At 68.0% G+C, this 15946-nt stretch carries 15 protein-coding genes and 1 tRNA gene; 5 read left to right on the top strand and 11 right to left on the bottom strand.

Annotation, left to right across the window (positions count from 1 at the left end; translation table 11 throughout):
- Positions 1–106: 106 nt before the first annotated feature.
- Together M2266_RS16425 and M2266_RS16420 are read left to right on the top strand one after the other, a co-directional pair.
- Positions 107–1702, top strand: coding sequence for an alpha/beta hydrolase (locus M2266_RS16425; protein ID WP_277438868.1), 1596 nt, complete (start codon positions 107–109; stop codon positions 1700–1702).
- Positions 1703–1815: 113 nt separating this feature from the next.
- Positions 1816–1889 (top strand) — tRNA-Thr (locus tag M2266_RS16420).
- A 616-nt stretch (positions 1890–2505) separates the two neighbouring features.
- On the opposite strand, the gene M2266_RS16415 is transcribed toward M2266_RS16420, so the two are convergent.
- Both M2266_RS16415 and M2266_RS16410 read right to left on the bottom strand, forming a co-directional pair.
- A complete protein-coding gene (locus M2266_RS16415; protein ID WP_277438867.1) occupies positions 2506–4119 on the bottom strand; it encodes a tyrosine-type recombinase/integrase in 1614 nt (537 codons plus the stop codon).
- A complete protein-coding gene (locus M2266_RS16410) occupies positions 4116–4775 on the bottom strand; it encodes a helix-turn-helix transcriptional regulator (RefSeq protein WP_277438866.1) in 660 nt (219 codons plus the stop codon). Before M2266_RS16410 ends, M2266_RS16415 begins: the two co-directional genes overlap by 4 nt.
- Before the next feature lie 94 nt (positions 4776–4869).
- On the opposite strand from M2266_RS16410, the gene M2266_RS16405 reads away from it, so the two are divergent.
- The gene (locus tag M2266_RS16405) at positions 4870–5157 is read left to right on the top strand and encodes a hypothetical protein (protein WP_277438865.1); all 288 of its coding nucleotides are present in this window, start codon (positions 4870–4872) and stop codon (positions 5155–5157) included.
- Positions 5158–5248: 91 nt separating this feature from the next.
- Here M2266_RS16405 and M2266_RS16400 read toward each other — a convergent pair whose 3' ends face one another.
- The 7 genes from M2266_RS16400 to M2266_RS16370 form a co-directional block, all read right to left on the bottom strand.
- A complete protein-coding gene (locus M2266_RS16400) occupies positions 5249–5554 on the bottom strand; it encodes a MazG-like family protein (RefSeq protein ID WP_277438864.1) in 306 nt (101 codons plus the stop codon).
- 80 nt (positions 5555–5634) lie between these two features.
- Positions 5635–6135 carry a hypothetical protein gene (locus tag M2266_RS16395; RefSeq protein WP_277438863.1) on the bottom strand — a complete coding sequence of 167 codons (501 nt, stop codon included), beginning with the start codon at positions 6133–6135 and terminating at the stop codon, positions 5635–5637.
- Positions 6132–7085 (bottom strand): nucleoside 2-deoxyribosyltransferase, encoded by a 954-nt coding sequence (locus M2266_RS16390; RefSeq protein ID WP_277438862.1) that lies wholly within the window; start codon positions 7083–7085, stop codon positions 6132–6134. The genes M2266_RS16395 and M2266_RS16390 overlap by 4 nt, the downstream gene beginning before the upstream one ends.
- A 25-nt stretch (positions 7086–7110) precedes the next feature.
- On the bottom strand, positions 7111–7953 hold the full coding sequence (locus M2266_RS16385) for a PfkB family carbohydrate kinase (protein ID WP_277438861.1): 843 nt from the start codon (positions 7951–7953) through the stop codon (positions 7111–7113).
- The gene (locus M2266_RS16380; protein WP_277438860.1) at positions 7946–8770 is read right to left on the bottom strand and encodes a hypothetical protein; all 825 of its coding nucleotides are present in this window, start codon (positions 8768–8770) and stop codon (positions 7946–7948) included. The genes M2266_RS16385 and M2266_RS16380 overlap by 8 nt, the downstream gene beginning before the upstream one ends.
- A complete protein-coding gene (locus M2266_RS16375; RefSeq protein ID WP_277438859.1) occupies positions 8767–9480 on the bottom strand; it encodes a hypothetical protein in 714 nt (237 codons plus the stop codon). Before M2266_RS16375 ends, M2266_RS16380 begins: the two co-directional genes overlap by 4 nt.
- Positions 9461–10981: a radical SAM protein gene (locus M2266_RS16370; RefSeq protein ID WP_277438858.1), complete on the bottom strand. Its 1521-nt coding sequence runs from the start codon at positions 10979–10981 to the stop codon at positions 9461–9463. The genes M2266_RS16375 and M2266_RS16370 overlap by 20 nt, the downstream gene beginning before the upstream one ends.
- Before the next feature lie 211 nt (positions 10982–11192).
- Here M2266_RS16370 and M2266_RS16365 point away from each other — a divergent pair, with 211 nt between their 5' ends.
- Complete coding sequence (locus M2266_RS16365; protein ID WP_277438857.1) at positions 11193–12578, top strand: hypothetical protein; 1386 nt, start codon at positions 11193–11195, stop codon at positions 12576–12578.
- A gap of 9 nt (positions 12579–12587) precedes the next feature.
- Here M2266_RS16365 and M2266_RS16360 read toward each other — a convergent pair whose 3' ends face one another.
- Positions 12588–13397: an SDR family oxidoreductase gene (locus M2266_RS16360; RefSeq protein WP_277438856.1), complete on the bottom strand. Its 810-nt coding sequence runs from the start codon at positions 13395–13397 to the stop codon at positions 12588–12590.
- A gap of 324 nt (positions 13398–13721) precedes the next feature.
- On the opposite strand from M2266_RS16360, the gene M2266_RS16355 reads away from it, so the two are divergent.
- Entirely contained in the window at positions 13722–14264 is a 543-nt protein-coding gene (locus M2266_RS16355; protein ID WP_277438855.1) for an ATP-binding protein, read from the top strand.
- A gap of 196 nt (positions 14265–14460) precedes the next feature.
- On the opposite strand, the gene M2266_RS16350 is transcribed toward M2266_RS16355, so the two are convergent.
- Positions 14461–15699: an IS256 family transposase gene (locus tag M2266_RS16350; protein ID WP_277438854.1), complete on the bottom strand. Its 1239-nt coding sequence runs from the start codon at positions 15697–15699 to the stop codon at positions 14461–14463.
- Positions 15700–15946 lie beyond the last annotated feature (247 nt).

Here is a 15946-nt window from a genome sequence, read left to right as displayed (position 1 = left end):
GCACAAAAATCAGACGAATAGCCCATAAGTGACCGGCTCGACCCAGCCCCACCCCGCCGGGACGGATACGCTCCCGATCACCCGACGGGGAGGACCCGAGCCGCCGATGTACCGCAAAAGCCCGCTCCTGAGCCCGCTCCGAAGCCTGTTCCGAGGCCCGCTCCGCATCCCCGCCGTCGCCCTGGTCGTGACGGGCCTGCTCCTCTCCGGATGCGACAGCGGGGCTCCGGGCCACAGTGCGGCCGCCTCCACCACGGCCACCCGCTCGCTCGGCCCGCTCCCGGCGGACCTGTCCGCCGACCTGGCGCCGTACTACCAACAGAAGCTGAGCTGGCACACGTGCGGCGTCCCCGGCTTCGAATGCGCGACGATGAAGGCGCCGCTGGACTACGCGCACCCCGTCGCGGCCGACGACCTCAAGCTGGCCGTCGCCCGCAAGAAGGCCGCGGGCCCCGGCGCGCGGCTCGGCTCGCTCCTGGTCAACCCCGGCGGTCCCGGCGGCTCGGCGATCGACTACCTGCAGTACGCGGCCCTCGGCTACCCCGCGCCGGTCACCTCCCGCTACGACATGGCCGCCATCGACCCGCGCGGCGTCGCGCGCAGCGAGCCCGTCGCGTGTCTCACCGACGCGCAGATGGACGCCTTTACCGCCGTCGACACGACCCCCGACGACGCCGCCGAGACCGCCAAGTTGGTCGCCACCGACACCGGTTTCGCGGCCGGCTGCGCGAAGCGCTCGGCCAAGCTCCTGGCCCACGTCTCCACGGTCGAGTCGGCCCGTGACATGGACGTCCTGCGAGCGCTGCTCGGTGACGACAAGCTCTCCTACGTCGGCAAGTCCTACGGCACCTTCCTCGGCGCCACGTACGCTGGGCTCTTCCCGCAGCGCGTCGGCCGGCTGGTCCTCGACGGCGCGATGGACCCCGCGGTCTCCGCCCTCGACAGCAGCCGCACCCAGGCGGGCGGCTTCGAGACGGCCTTCACCGCCTTCGCCGGCGACTGCGTCCAGCACACCGACTGCCCCCTGGGCACCACGAGCGCCGAAGACGCCGGCCGCCGCCTCGACGACTTCTTCCGCGCCCTCGACGCCAAGCCCCTCCCCACCGGCCAGGCCCGCACCCTCACCGAGGCGCTCGGCACCACCGGCGTGATCTCCGCCCTGTACGACGAGGGTTCGTGGCCGACGCTGCGCGCCGCCCTCACCAAGGCCCGGCAGGGCGACGGCGCCGGCCTCCTCAAGCTCTCCGACGAGTACTACGAGCGGGACGCCAACGGCAGGTACTCGAACCTCATGTACGCCAACGCCGCCGTCAACTGCCTCGACCTCCCCCCGGCGCTCTCCTCCCCGGCAGACGTCGAGCGCGCCCTCCCGTCTTTCCGCTCCACCTCCCCGCACTTCGGCACGGGCCTGGCCTGGGCCAGCCTGATCTGCGGCTACTGGACAGTCCCGGCCACCGGCAAGCCGCAGCGCATCGAAGCCGCGGGCGCGGCCCCGATCCTCGTCGTCGGCACCATCCGCGACCCGGCCACCCCATACGCCTGGGCCCAGTCCCTCGCGTCCCAGCTCACCTCCGGCCACCTCCTCACCTACAACGGCGACGGCCACACCGCCTACGGCCGCGGTTCCGACTGCGTCGACACCGCCGTGAACCTCTACCTCCTGGAAGGCACCACCCCGCCGGAGAACCAAAAATGCGACTGACCCACCCGCCCCGCTGACCTGCGTTTCCGCCCGCTCCACCCCGGCACGGAGCACCCCCGACAACCCTGTAGACTTGGCGCCGCTGCTCAAGCCACACTGGCCGAGCGCAGCATGCCGCCTTAGCTCAGTTGGCCAGAGCAACGCACTCGTAATGCGTAGGTCTCGGGTTCGAATCCCGAAGGCGGCTCGGATTAGCCCCAGGACTCACTCGCCGTGACCTGGGGCTTTTTCCTTTTCTTGACCTTACTTCTGTTGGTGTGTCAGCCCAGAGGCTCCGAGATGCGGCCCCCGGTGGCCGACCGGTGGCCAAACGTGCAAACGGCGTGCATCGGCGGTGGCCGAGAGCGTCGGCGGAAGCGGGCGGGCGGCGGTCCTGTTGTTGTTCCATCCCTACAAGCCGTCGTCCAACAGTGCTGTCGGCGAGGGCTTCGGTCAGGTCCAGTAGCCCTGGGGCGGGCGTGTAGAGGGGCGTGGCTCCGAGCCGCCGCCAAGGAGCCTTCTCTGTGTTCGGCTGCAGGGATGCTGTGCCGCACCTTCGGCCGTGGCGGCAGCGGCTGGAGTGCGAGGGGGCGAGGTAAGCCGGGGGCTGCGGGAAGCCGGTGCGCTGGCAGGCTCGCCCAAAGCTGCTCGGTGGTCGCCAGGGGTATCCCCGCTGTTGAAGCACGCTTGGAACGGCAGCACCTAATGAGGAAGATGGTCACGCTATGCGATCAATCGCGGCCAACTGTGGCTAGTGCGTGACGTTCATCACATGCCGGAGCCCCGGTCAGATTCCCGCTGACCGGGGCTCCTTCACGCCTGAATCAGGCGGAGCGTTCCTCTTTGCCCTCTTCGCTCTTGCGAGGAGGCGTCATCCTGGGCCGGCGGGGAGAGGCTGTCGGCTTCCCGTCCTTCACCGCCGCCAAGGGCCTCCGGGCGTGCGGCACGAGCTGTACGACCTTCTCGGCGGCGTCACGCGCGAGATCGTCCAGGACCGACTGGTAGATGTCCCGGGTGATCCGCGTGTCCGAGTGGCCGAGAGTTTCGGAGACCACCTTGATGTCGACCCCGGCAGCGAGCATCAGCGTCGCTGCGACGTGGCGAAGATCGTGGAGGCGGATCGGAGGGAGGCCAGCGGCTTCCACCAGGCGCTCGAAGAGGTCGCTGACCTTGCCAGGGTGAAGAAGGGAGCCGTCCTCCTGGGTGAAGATCCGGCCGGTGTCCTGCCAGCCCTCGCCCCATGCCTCCCGCTCCCGTTGCTGGCGGGCCTTGTGAGACAGGAGGTCCTGGTTCGTCTCCTGGTCGAGGGCGATCAGCCGGATGCCGCTGTCGGTCTTGGGGGCGCCCTCGTGGACTTCCCAGCCGTCCTGCACGAGCTGGGTGGCGATGGCGAGCGAGCGAGCCTTGGCCGAGTGGTCTTCCCAGCGGACGCCGCACCCTTCGCCGCGTCGTGTCCCCCGGAAGGCGATGAGCCGCCAGAGCACGTACAGCCGGTCCTGCTCGACGAAGTCGAGGAACGTGGCCGTCTGCTCGGGGGTCCAGACCATGACCGGCGAAGGCTTCTCGCCGGTCTCCTTCCAGCGCGCGATGCGCTCGTCGCTCCAGACGAGGGCCTTCGGCTTCGTGCCCGGCAGCAACTCGACGTGCGCCGCTGGGTTGAAGGCGGGCATCACCTGCTGCGCGATGGCGACGTTCAGCGCGGCGCGCAGGGTGTCCCGGATATGCGGCTGCGTGTTGAGGCCGGTGATCCGGCGAAAGGGAGGCATCGCGTCGAGCTGGGCACGCAGCCAATGGCGTCGGGCGCGGTTCTCGGCACCCTTGTTCGGCGTGGCCTTGAGGTCGTCGCGCACTACGCGCCGCTGGGCGTTCTGTTCCTGGACCTCGATGTTGCGCTCGTTGATCGCGTCAAACATCGAATCGATGTGGTGCACGCGGAGCTTGTCGAGGCGCAGGTGCCCGAGATGGGGCTTCAGATGGACGCGGATATCGCACTCGTAGCGGGTCGCGCCACCGCGCCGCAGCCGCTTGCGTCCCGCCAGCCAGGTGTCGAGCCACTCGGCCACGGTGACCTTGGAGTTCAGGGACTGCCCGGTCTTGAAGCGGCGGCGGGTCTCGTCGTAGTCCGGGACCGGGTCCTTGTCCCTGACGCAGTTCTCCAGGAGGTCGCTGATCTGGGTCTTGCCCCAGGCGTCGTCTTCCTCGGGAATGGCCATGAGGGCACGGACCTTGTCCAGCTCCTCCTGGGCCTTGGTGGAGGTCTCGAAGCCGCCACGGCGGAACCGCCTGCGGCCGCCGTTCTGGTTGGGTTCGAGTTCCTGGACAGCGCTCCAAGTGCCGTGTCGGCGCGAAGACTTGAGCTTGGGGCAGGAAGCGCCGTACTCCTTCTTGGTCTTCGGGTCCGTGCAGCGGCACCGTCGTATGAGGTTGCCGTTCTTCACTCGCTGTCCTCCGAGGGGGTCAGTGTTTCGGGCTGGTCGACGAAGGCCAGCTCGTCAGGCAGGGACGGAGGAGCCAGGTCGCGGTCGCGCATCCGGCCACGGAACGTGCGCAGCTCCTGGCAGTCCTCGAACGCGTGCTCCTCGTAGCCCTCGGCGCGCTGCAGGAGGGTGGTTCTGCGGGCCCGGTCCAGGGTGGTGCTGGCCACCCGACGCCTTTCCCGAGCCAGGGCGTAGGAGGCCATCGCGCCAGCCACCAGGTCACCGTGCTGACGGAAGAGGTCGAGGACCTCCCGAGCGGAGCCCTCGGGCGCGGGCTCGGCCAAGGGAGACTCGCCGGTGAACCACGCGACCGCATCCCAGGTGGAGACTTCGTGGCCGGGGAGGGCTTCGACCGTGGCTGAGGACCCGAGTGGGAAGAGGAGAGTCACCGGCGGGACGCCGAGGACGTCAGCCAGTACGACGAACTCCGCGACGGTGATGCTCGTCTTGCGCCCCGACTCCAGATTCTTCATCGAGTGCTCGGTGAACTCCGGCAAGCCGCGGTCAGCACAGCCCTGGGCGACCTCGGCCATCGTGAGGCCGGCGGCCTTACGTGAGTCCCGCAGGCGCCGGGCGATCCGACTGGTGAACGCTGTCGGCCATTGATCAGGTGTCATGGCGACACTTTAGGCAGTCAAAAGGCGCTGCCGCAACTTCGTGATACATCTACGGCGTCACCACGACACGAGATATTCCCAGGAGGGCACCACCATGGCGGCATCTGATTCGTCCCGTGAGGCACGAGGACTGACGGGCGACGAGCTGCTGGCCCTGCCTGCTGTGATCGACCTCGACACCTCAAACCGAGCGCTGATGATCGGCCGATCAACGGGATACGGACTCGCGAAGCAGGGGGAGTATCCGGTCAAGGTGCTGCGTCTCGGCAACGCCTACCGGGTGGTGACGGCTGACCTGCTGAAGTTGCTGGGCCTGGAGCGCCCGCAGGCAGGTGGAGATCTGGGCGACGGCAGAAGCGAGCGTCACGGCCTCGCCGCCTAGAAGCGTCAACCGAGCGATGTGCTGACCTTGACCTGTACGACGGCGGGCCCCCGACCAGTGTCGGGGGCCCGCCGTCGTTGAGTGGGAAGACTTAGACGTCGCTCGTCCGGATCTGAGCCCCATGCTCGTTTCGTTCGTACGTACGCCGCGTGTTCTTTTCGATCTTCCGGGCGACCTCGGAGTCCAGGTCCACGCCGTTCATCTCGGCCAGGGCCGTGAGGTAGAGGAAGACGTCGGCCAGTTCTTCCCCGAGATCGGGAAGCCCCTTGCGCCAGGCGGTGAAGGCTTCGCCGACCTCGGCGGTGAGAAGGCCGAACTCCAAGGCCACGTCTGCGGTGTTGAACCCCTTGAGGGTCTTATTTTCCCAGGCGAGCTTCTGGGCGGACCCGATCTCCAAGACTCCTCCAGCGGCGGTACAGCAGGTGCCTTCGAAGCCTAGCGGGAGCAGAGTGTCGGCGTGCTGGCTTCGGCAGGCCGTCACCCTGCCGAAGGGAGTTCGAGGGCCGTGGTGTCGATGCTGAGCACGCGGGTGTAGTCAGCGAGGGTGGAAAAGACCCTGTCGTACCCCGTCACTAGCGCGGATACTTCCTCCAAGCTGACCGCCTCGCCGTCGCGCTGAAGGAGTCGCTTGCGGATGATGGCTGGCGATGCGGTCAGGTGGACGAGCACGCCGGAGCGCTCGATGACGCTCTCGGCAAGGTCGATCGCCTGGCTCCAGTTGATCCGGGACTGGCCACGGTGAAGGGGGCCGTAGACGAGTTCGCTGATGAAGCACCGGTCGAAGAGGATCCGTCCGGGGCCAGCGAGAATGTTCCTGTAGCGGGTGGCCAGGTCGAGATGGTCGGGCGTTTTCGGGGAGTGCACTACGACGAAGCCGTGGTCCGTCGATAAGCGTTCGCCGAGCGTGCTCTTGCCGACCCCGTCGCAGCCTTCCAGGACCAAGGTCTGGTAGTCGCCGGCGATCTCGTCGAGGTTCATGTGGCCAGCCAGGACAGGACGGCGTCGCCATTGTCGAGGTGAGCGTCGGCGGCGTACTGGATCATGAGGTTCCGCCAGTTGGGCTCCCGGCCATGGGCGTGTGTGAACGTCGGGCGCGGTTGGAAGGCTGCGATCCGTACGCCGCTGGCCGCAGCCGCACCTATGAGCAGGGCGGTTCCGGGCGGCGTTTCCGGGCCGGAGACATCGGCCAGTAGCCGAGCAGCCGAGCACACCGCGGTCAGGTCGGCCAAGGCCCCTGCTACCGGGTCCGACGACGTGAAGCGCTGGGGCACCATCACCGTGTGGCCGGCGTCCACACATGACTTGGCCAGATGATCTCGACCCCATGCCGTGTACGGCGATGCTTCGACGTAGACGGGTGCGCCGATTACGGCAGGTGCACCCAAGAGACGGGGAGCACGATCCGGGAGGTCGAGCAGCGCGTCGACGGCCGCGTCGAGTGCCGTGTTCGTCTGGGCCACATTGCGCACCTGGAAGCCCGGGAAGCGGGACTGGGGCGGAGCCGACGGCAGGGTTGGCGGTCCGAGCTTGGTGACGCGCACGATGCGTGTGGCTACGGCCTGGAGGAGGGGGTCGGGGAATTCGAGGCGAGGGCCAGCCTCGGTCAGCGAGTAGGTCTGGAAGTCGGTGGTGAGCACGATGACCGGGACACCCGATGCAGCGGCGTACCCGATTTCCATGCAGACTCCGTCGTCGAGACTTGGTCCGTGCAGGATGGCGACCATGGCGTCGAGGCGGCCGAGGCGTTCGCGGTCCAGCTCGAACAGGCGGCGCCCTTTGACCTCGGCGATCAGGTCCTCCTCGTCGGTGTCGCAGAACGGCAGGAAGACGCGCTCGGGTCCGACTTTCGCGGCGAGTCGATCAGCGAGGTCGGCGGCGAGAGCGCGGTCGTGCGCGGCAAAGAGCCGGTGGGCTACGTAGACGGACACCGGGAATGGCCCCCAAGTCATTAGGTCAGCCGCGACGGGGCGCGGGGATCGGAAGGGACGGGGCCGCGACGTACCGAGCCGCAGCTCCAGTCGCCTCCGCCAGCGCCTGGGCGGCTGTCGCACCCTGCGAACGATGGGCCAGAAAGGTCCCGGCCAAGGTGTCTCCGGCACCGGAGACCTCGCGCGGAGGATGCGGCGGCGGAACGGCGGAGGCGACTTGGCGCCCGAAGCGGTGAACTACTGCGGCCCGGGGGCCATCGGTGATGACCACCTCCGGGAGCACAGCGGAATCGATCACTTGCTCCAGAAGCCGGTGCTCGGCGGCGTTGACGAACAACGTGGTCGCCTTCGGCAGCCATGGGGCGGCAGCGCGGATCATCTCCTCCGCGCTCGGCAGGAAGAAGTCCGCACTGAAGTCGCTCCCGTTCAAGGCGAGTCGGTCGAGTACAGCCGCGACGCCCAACGGCCGGCGGCAGCAGACGTGGTAGGTGCCGCCCGGGTGCAGGTCCACGTGCCTGAGCGCATGCTCGGTCAGGCCCTCGGCCACCCCGTAGTCGGTGCCTACTTCCACCAGCTCGCCTTGCAGGTCGTACTGCAGGTCGAAGGTGGTGGACACGCCGTCGGCCTGGATCCGGGCCGTCCAGTCGAGCGTGTCCAGACCCAGCGACTCCGGAAGATGCGCGAGATCGCCGCCGAGGATGCAGACCGGGGCCGCCCGGCGGCCGGCCCTTACCGCCGCCAGGGACAGGAACAGAGCCGCTCCGCCGAGCCGGGATCCACCACGGTGATCGGGATAGCGGGTCCGGTCCCGGCTGATGTTGCCGATCACGTCAAGCCGTTCCACGGTGTCCTCCAGAAGGTCAAGCACGGCGGGCACGATGTGCGCAGTCGACGACCTTCGAGCAGACCGGTCGCCGACGGCAGAGCTGCTGAGCGGGACCGTTCAGGTACAGGCGCTTGAAGTAGATCAAGACGAGGTGTGCGAACCAGGTTGGCTCCGACCCCTCGGGGATGGTCACCAGGTACTCGTTGTCGGTGGCCAGCGAGCGGAACTCGGCTGAGCGGGCGTGCACGGCCGCTTCAAGGACGTGCCGCATACGTTCGTGTGCCACGGCTCCCGTCGGAAGGGCGAGGCCCAAGGCGGGTGCGAGCTTGGTGACCATGCCGGAGTCCACGGGGATGATGCCGCAGTGATACCCGCGGGCGGTGAGCAGTGCGCACTGGGCGACCTTGTAGGACGCACCTCGCACCCGCGTGGCGAAGTCCAGGATCAAGGCATCGCAGTCGGCCGTATCCCCAGTCGGGTCGGTCCCCTCCTTCTCCCAGCCACGGAGAAGCTCCGCGAGGGAGCGCAGATAGTCGATCCGGGTCTGCGGCAGGCCGATGGGGCGCACAAGTGATGCAAGCTCGGCGTCGGAGGCGGCAACGAGGTTATCGAAGCCACGGGCGTTCGCCGAGGCGATCACCCGGGCGTACGTCTCCACCATTCGATAGGAGACCCGGGTGGACCAGCCAGCAGCGAGCATCCGTACCCGTGGATCGCTGATCGACGTCGGCCACCACCGGTTCTCGTCGTGATTGGCCTCCACCTCGGCCTGCACACCCGGGAGACCGGCGGCACGGGCCACCAGCCGGTGGACGCGCCGGATCTCAAGCGGCGTCGCCTTCGCTCTCTCGATCGTCATGAACTGACTCCAGCACGGGCTCGGGTTGCCAGAAGTGCCATGGCGAGGTTGGACGAGAAGACCGGCTTCCCGAACCGGTGCTCCAGTTCAGCGATCACCGGCAGGGTGTGCCATCCGGTGCACGAGAAGACCACCGCTTCGGCAGCCCCGATCGCTTCCTGTGGTAGCTGCCCTACCAGGGACAGGATCTGATCCGGGGTGATCGCGGGATAGCCGTCGGCCAGGCCCAGGCTCGCATGAGCCAAGACCTCCACGCCGGCCTCGGCAAATGCTGTCGACTCCGCTTCGGTCACCAGGGCGGGGTAGGGCGTAACCAGTACCACGCGCACCACGGCTGCCTCGGCGAGAGCCCGCAGAAGGGCGTCGAAAGCGGTGAACACTCCGCCCGGTAGCGGCGGACCATCGGTGAAGCCTGCTGACGTGCACGCCAGCATCACTGCGTCGAGAGGAATATGGGACAGGGAGTCCAGGGCCTGCGCTGACGCCTCACGCAGCCCGAGCCAGAATGAGGCGTCGATCGCCGTCGTCCTGGACGCAGGCACAAGCCGCGCATGGTGGAAGACCGTGTGGCGCAGGCCGAGGCGGGTCAATTCGGTCTCCACAGCGACGTTGGCCCAGGGCAGCAGCAGCCCTGCACGGACGGTGCGGTCCGCCGCCGCATCCAGGGCTGCCAACGTCGCGAGCGTCCCGTCAGGAAGCTGATGCAACACGTTCTCCGTAGATCATGCGAGGCGCGTGGCCGGTCACCACCACGTCGCCGGTAGTGCCGAGCGGCACCGCCGCGTCGCGCTCGACGATCTGGATCGAGTACGAGCCCAGCCGTCGCCACCAGGTGCCGCCCTGGCCGATGAAGTAGGAGTGAAGTCCCGGCACGCGCAGACCAGTCGGATAGACCCGCTCCTTCATCGGCTGGTCCCAGGTGAAGTCGATGTCCGCCTTCCAGGAGGCGAAGTGCTCCGCCGACGGCAGCGGTTCCAGCTCGCCGAGCGCGGCCAACGGTGTACCGGGAAAGGCCCGCGCCAGGCGGACGTTCGTCCGATGGCACAGAAGGCCGGCATCGAGAATTTCCGCCAGGCCCCGAAGATTTGCCACGTGGGTGCCGTGGGTCTCGCCAGGCAGACCGTAGATCAAGTTCAGGCCCGGGAGCAGCATCGGCAGACCACCGGGACCACGGGCGGCACCCGCCTCGTTCACGTGCTCGACCGCACGGGTCAGAACCTCGGGCGTGCAGGTGAGAGTGTTCCTCGCGATAACTACCGGGTCGAAGCTTTCGATGCCCATCGGCGCGCAGTTGCCCTCGGTGCAGTAGTCCGCCACCAGCTTGGCGATGCGCAGGCCGACCGGCGCGGCCACAGCGAGGGGGTCCGCGTTGTCGATGTGGAGCACTTCCAGCTCGGGGCAGCGCTCACGGATGCCGCCGAGCAGGGCGCGGATCGCGTCCTCGTCCCGGTTTCGATAGGAGAAGAAGCAGGTCTGCTGCCCGAGTCGGAAGTTCCGGACGCCAGCGGCGTAGAGCTGGTCAGCCTCGGCGACGACATCGTCGACCTCGCGGAAGGCGACGAGAGGGGACTTCGCTGGCTCGTTGCAGAAGTCGCAGAATTTGCGCCGGGTGCAGCCGCGGTACAGCTCCAGCTCGGCGATCGGCCGCCAGGGCATCTGCTCGACGAGGCCGGCGAAGGAGTCGCGCTCGCGCTGCATCTGCCCGTAAGCGGCGGGGCGCTGGCTACCGAGCAGGAGGTCGCCGGACGTCACCGTGTGGGTGTGGACGGCGTCGAACAGCCCGGCGTACTCCGCAGGAGCGGCCAGGGCGTAGGTGGACAACGGCCCGAGGAGGTACCGACGGCCTCGTGCACAGGCGAGCGCACGGGCGATCTCCGCGAACGACCCGTTCACAGCGTGCAGATGGACGGAGGGAACGGCGTCTCCGGCGATGACGACCACGATCTCGGCATCCCGCAGAAGCTGAATGGCGGAGTCCCGGTTGACGGTGGTCGAGTACGTGAACGGATCGCTCTGGGGCGGTTCGACGGTGGGCTTTCTGCCCGCGAGACACCAGCGGACGTCGTCGATGGTCACATATCGGACGTCCGCCTCCGGCCTTGCCCGACGCAGTGCCGACCAGGCGTTCCGGACGTAGGTCGACAGGTACGGCGGTACGCCGAGACCGCTAGGTTCGACGGTGAAGCAGTCCAACACGACTACTGGCTGCATGGTGTTCTCCCTCCGGTGCTGAGGGCATCGGCGACGTTCCAGCAGAGTCCCCGCTGGGAGGGGCGGTCGGCCCGCAGCCCTTCCAGTCTCAGTGCTGTCACCGGCCGCGAGGAGGGGGCAGCGGGGTTGTTCGGTTGTACGGGGGTTGTTCTTTCATGCCCCTGTGTCGGAAGGCTGGGACAGAGCGTGATCGACAGGGCATCATCGACGCATGGGAAGTGCAAAGGGGGCCGGCGGGACCAACGCCGCGCTGGCGGCTGTGATCTCGGAGGCCGGTCGTTCGCATGCCGCCCTTGCCCGCAAGGTCAACGTACTGGCCGCGCTGCAGGGCGTGGTCACGCGTTACGACAAGGCGTCCGTGACCCGGTGGCTGCATGGTATGACGCCTCGTGATCGTGCCCCGGAGTTCATCGCCGCTGCCTTGGCCGATTTCTTAGGACGCCCCATCGCGCCCGCCGACATCGGGTTCTCGGAGCAGGGCCAGCGTCCGGTCGTTGCAAGGGCCTTGACGTACCGTGAAGACGTGGGTGAAACACTGCACACGCTCGCGGAGCTCGGCTCCACCGACATCTCGCGGCGCAGCCTGCTCGGGGCCGTGCCGTTCGTCGCGACGGCCCTCATGGACCCCCAGCGGCAGTGGCTCCTCTGGCTCCTTGAGGACGATCAGGCTCCACGCCTAGCCGCTGTCGCCGACGGAGGCCCCGTCGAGCAGGTCCAGTCGATGATCGAGATGTTCGACGAGATGGACAACCGCTTCGGCGGCGGAGGAGTCCGAGCGAGCATCGTGCACTACCTGAGCACCCAGCTCGCACCGATGCTGCAACAGCGCAACTTGCCCAGCCACCAGCGCCGACTCCTGTACACGTCGGCCGCGAAGATGGCAGCGACCGCTGGCTGGTGCTCGTACGATACCGCCGACTACGGACTCGCCGAGCGTTACATGATCCAGGCACTCAGACTGTGCGCCGAAGGCGGCGACCGAGTGCTCGGTGGACAGATCCTGGCGGGCATGTCCCACCTCGCCACCAGCCTCGGCAACCCCGCTGAAGGAGTCTCGCTCGCCCGAGCGGGCATCGCGACCGCCAAGTCGTCGGGCAGCCCGCTGGGCCTCATGCGGCTGCACGCCATGGCCGCCCGCGGTTACGCCGCTCTCGGCGACACTCGCCAGGCCACGGCTTCCCTCCACGCGGCTGGCAGAGGACTGGACACCAGCCGGGGGCCGGCCGAGGAATCGCCGTGGGTCCGTTTTCTGGACCACCACTATTTGGAAGCCGAGGCCGCCCTGGTCCACCGTGACCTCGGCGAGGCAGCCCAGGCCGAGCGCCTCGCGAGCGCGTCGGTGGAGGCAAACAGCGACCGGCGCCGCCGCCAGGCGATCAGCCGCTCGGTACTCGCCACGGCGTTCCTCCAGCAGGACAGGCTGGACGAGGCAGTCGGCACCGCCAGCAACGCCCTGGAGCTACTCAGCGGAGTCCACAGCGAGCGATCAGTCCAGGCACTGCGCGACTTCCGCACGCGCCTTGCTCCTCACCGAGGCGAGCCGATCGTGCGCGAATTCGAACTCCGGGCTAGGCCCATACTCGGCACTGCGGCCTGACCCTCTCAGTCAGTACCCTTCCGGCGTCGGCGCATTCTGCCCCTTGTCGACAGGGAGATTGACCCCGGTCACCGCCCGGGAGGCGTCCGAAAGCAAGAACGCGATCACGTCCGCCACCTCCTCCGGACGCACCAGCTCGCCCCCGGGAAACTCGGCGCGGAAACGGTCGAAGGCCGATGGGTTCTCTCGGCGCATCCGATCCCATCGTTTGCCCGGGATGAGCATCGACCCGGGAGAGACCGCGTTCACACGGATGCCGTCTGTGGCCAGCTCCCTCGCCAACGACGACACCATGTGGATCTGGGCCGCCTTCGCCGCGCCGTACTGAGCCTGTGGACCCGGCTTCCAACCGGAGACCGAGGCCACCACGACGATCGGGCCGCCACCAGCCGTCCGCAGGTGCGGTGCACCCGTGGCGACCAGCCGCGCGACATGGCCGACGTTCATCTCCCACGTTGCCGACCAGTCTTGAGCCGTTGCCTGGGCGATACCCCGACCACGTGCGCCACCCGCGCAAGCGACCACACCGTCCAGGCCCCCCAGTGCTGACGCGGCATCGTCCACAAACCGTTCCAGCAGTTCCGGGGCAGCGACGTCCAGAGGCCGTGTGAACAGCGCGTCCGGCGAAACGAGTGAACTACGAAGCGCCTCCAGTGGCTCGGGCTTCCGCGCACACGTCGCCACTCGTGCTCCTTCCGACAGCAGCAGGCGCACGACGTGCTCGCCCAGCCCCCTGGAACCCCCCGTCACCAAAATCCGCCGGCCCTCGAAACGTCCCGCCGCCGCTTGCTTCCCCTGGTCACGTTCTGTGCTCGCCATCCGTACAACCCTTCACCAACCGTGCCGACCCGTGTGGTCGGAGACATCCTCTGCGCACCCTTCTTACCGGGGCGCCGGAGCGGTTCCCTTATGGACGTACCCGGCCCGGGGACAACCGTGCAGTCGGCGATCAGTCGGCATCGGTCCCGCGGATCCGGAGACGGCGCGAGCCCGGGATGCCGTCTGTCGCTACTCAAACGCCGAGTCCGGGTTCGGCGGCCCCATCACGAAACGAGCGAGAGCCAGCGAACGCACCCCGCGCTCCTCTCCCAACTCGGGAGGTACACCGTGTCCCAGGCACCACACCCGCGTAATAGCCTCACGTTGGCCGACATCCCCAACGCCGTCGGCTTGGCGCGGTTGCACACCGCAGATGTTCTGTCCCGCTGGGGCGTGCACGCCGGCATTGTCGAGACCGTGCAGCTTCTGGTGTCGGAGCTGGCCACGAACGCCGTCCGGCACCCCAAGGAGGGCGAGGAGGAGACCTCCCCGTTCTCGGTGCGGAACACGGCGCAGACCTTCGAACTCACGCTGGAGATCCTCGGCGACGCGGTGACGGTATCGGTGTGGGATCGCGACACGAGGCCGCCGGTGTTGAAACAGGTTGGCGTGGAGGCGACGGGGGGCCGAGGCATCTTCATCGTTGCAGTGATGAGCAGGCGCTGGGGTCACTATCCGGCGCGCGGTATGCCCGGCAAAGTGGTGTGGGCCGAGGTCGGCCTCAACCCCGCTCACCGAGTTGGTGAAGACGAGAGGTCGGCGCGCTCTCCGGACCGGCCTCCGATAGCCGGCCCAGGGAAGCTGAGGCCACCACGAGTCGATCCGAACCTGATTGGCCGCGTGCTCGTAGGGGTCGGGCGCATCTGAGCCGTGGACGAGACAGAAGAAGTTAGCCCGGCGCCCAAGCTCGGCAGGGAGCTTTCCTCCTGGGAACAACGTCTCCTCGACGGAGTGCGCATGGTGAGCGCCGACGAGCAGGCGGAGATAGCCGCGACGCCCCGCCACCGCGGTCACGTCCGCAGGAGTGGTGTATCGACGGCCACTCGGTGATCTCGTTTTGAGGTTATGCGGTGAGTTCGGTGGGCAGGGCGGGGTCGTCTGTTTCTGACTCGATCGGGTGGAGTCGGGCCTTGGCGAGGAGTTCGCGGCTCATGTAGCGGCGGGCCTCGGTCCATTCGTCGTTCTGCTCGGCCAGGACCGCGCCGACGAGACGGATGACGGCGCTGCGGTCGGGGAAGATGCCGACGACGTCGGTGCGGCGGCGGATTTCTTTGTTCAGCCGTTCCTGCGGGTTGTTCGACCAGATCTGCCGCCAGAGCTCGCGCGGGAACGCGGCGAAGGCGAGCAGGTCGTGCTGTGCAGCGTCCAAGTGGGCTGCCGCTTTGGGGAACTTGGTCTCCAGAGCGTCCAGGACATGGGTCATTTGGGCTTTCACCGCGTCGGTGTCGGGCTGTTCGAAGACGGTCCGCAGCAACGTGGCCACCCACGGTTGGGCTGACTTCGGGACCTGGCTCAGGAGATTTCTCGCGTAGTGGGTGCGGCAGCGCTGCCAGGAGGCGCCGGGCAGGACCGCGCCGATGGCGTTGACCAGGCCGGTGTGGGCGTCGGAGACGACGAGCCGGACGCCGGACAGGCCACGGGCGGTCAGCGAGCGCAGGAAGGCGAGCCAGCCGGCGCCGTCCTCGGCCGTGGCGACGTCCAGGCCGAGGATCTCGCGGTGGCCGTCGGCGTTGACGCCGACCGCGACCAGGGCGTGGACGTTGATGATCCGGCCGCCCTCACGAACCTTCTGGGTGAGCGCGTCGACCCAGACGAACGAGTATGGGCCGGCGTCCAGGGGGCGGTTGCGGAAGGCGGTGACCTGCTCGTCCAGGTGCTTGGCCATCGTGCTGACCTGAGACTTCGACAGTTGGGTGACGCCGAGGGACTCGGCGAGTTTTTCGACCCGGCGGGTGGAGACGCCGAGCAGGTAGGCGGTGGCGACCACAGAGATGAGGGCCTGCTCGGCCCGGCGGCGCCGTTCGAGGAGCCAGTGCGGGAAATAGCTGCCCTGGCGCAGCTTGGGGACAGCGAGTTCGACGGTGCCGGCGCGGGTGTCCCATTCGCGTGGGCGGTAGCCGTTGCGGTGGTTGACGCGTTCGTCGCTGACCTGCCCGTATTCGGCGTTGCAGAGGGCGTCGGCCTGTGCGGACATGAGTGCGTCGGCGAATGTCTTGACCATCGCGCGCAGCAGATCGGGACTCGCCGCGGCGAGGTTGTCTTCGACGAGGGCGTGCAGGGGCAAACTGTCTGGTGCGGTCATCGTGCTGATCTCCTTCGAGCCTAGACATCTCGAAGATCAGCCGGTGGCCGTTCTCATATCCGGACCCTCACTCCGACGCCGGGACAAACACCCGGATCAGGTGAGAACCGGTACACCACTTCCCTGGACGCAACCGCCACCGCCCGGACGGTTCCATTCGAGCCGCGTCGCCTGGTGAGTCCCACTGGTACGGCCAACGGCTGAGTGGCACGGCCAGTGATCGGCGCGACGCGGAGTAGTCGTCCGC

Origin of the sequence: Streptomyces sp. SPB162 (assembly GCF_029504575.1) — a bacterium.
Classification (GTDB): Bacteria; Actinomycetota; Actinomycetes; order Streptomycetales; family Streptomycetaceae; genus Actinacidiphila.
This window is presented reverse-complemented; position numbering and strand designations above follow the sequence as displayed.

Coding starts and splice junctions, on each gene's coding strand:
- M2266_RS16425 (WP_277438868.1), top strand. CDS start 107: ATGTACCGCAAAAGCCCGCTCCTGAGCCCGCTCCGAAGCCTGTTCCGA.
- M2266_RS16410 (WP_277438866.1), bottom strand. CDS start 4,775: ATGACACCTGATCAATGGCCGACAGCGTTCACCAGTCGGATCGCCCGG.
- M2266_RS16405 (WP_277438865.1), top strand. CDS start 4,870: ATGGCGGCATCTGATTCGTCCCGTGAGGCACGAGGACTGACGGGCGAC.
- M2266_RS16395 (WP_277438863.1), bottom strand. CDS start 6,135: ATGAACCTCGACGAGATCGCCGGCGACTACCAGACCTTGGTCCTGGAA.
- M2266_RS16380 (WP_277438860.1), bottom strand. CDS start 8,770: ATGACGATCGAGAGAGCGAAGGCGACGCCGCTTGAGATCCGGCGCGTC.
- M2266_RS16370 (WP_277438858.1), bottom strand. CDS start 10,981: ATGCAGCCAGTAGTCGTGTTGGACTGCTTCACCGTCGAACCTAGCGGT.
- M2266_RS16365 (WP_277438857.1), top strand. CDS start 11,193: ATGGGAAGTGCAAAGGGGGCCGGCGGGACCAACGCCGCGCTGGCGGCT.
- M2266_RS16360 (WP_277438856.1), bottom strand. CDS start 13,397: ATGGCGAGCACAGAACGTGACCAGGGGAAGCAAGCGGCGGCGGGACGT.
- M2266_RS16350 (WP_277438854.1), bottom strand. CDS start 15,699: ATGACCGCACCAGACAGTTTGCCCCTGCACGCCCTCGTCGAAGACAAC.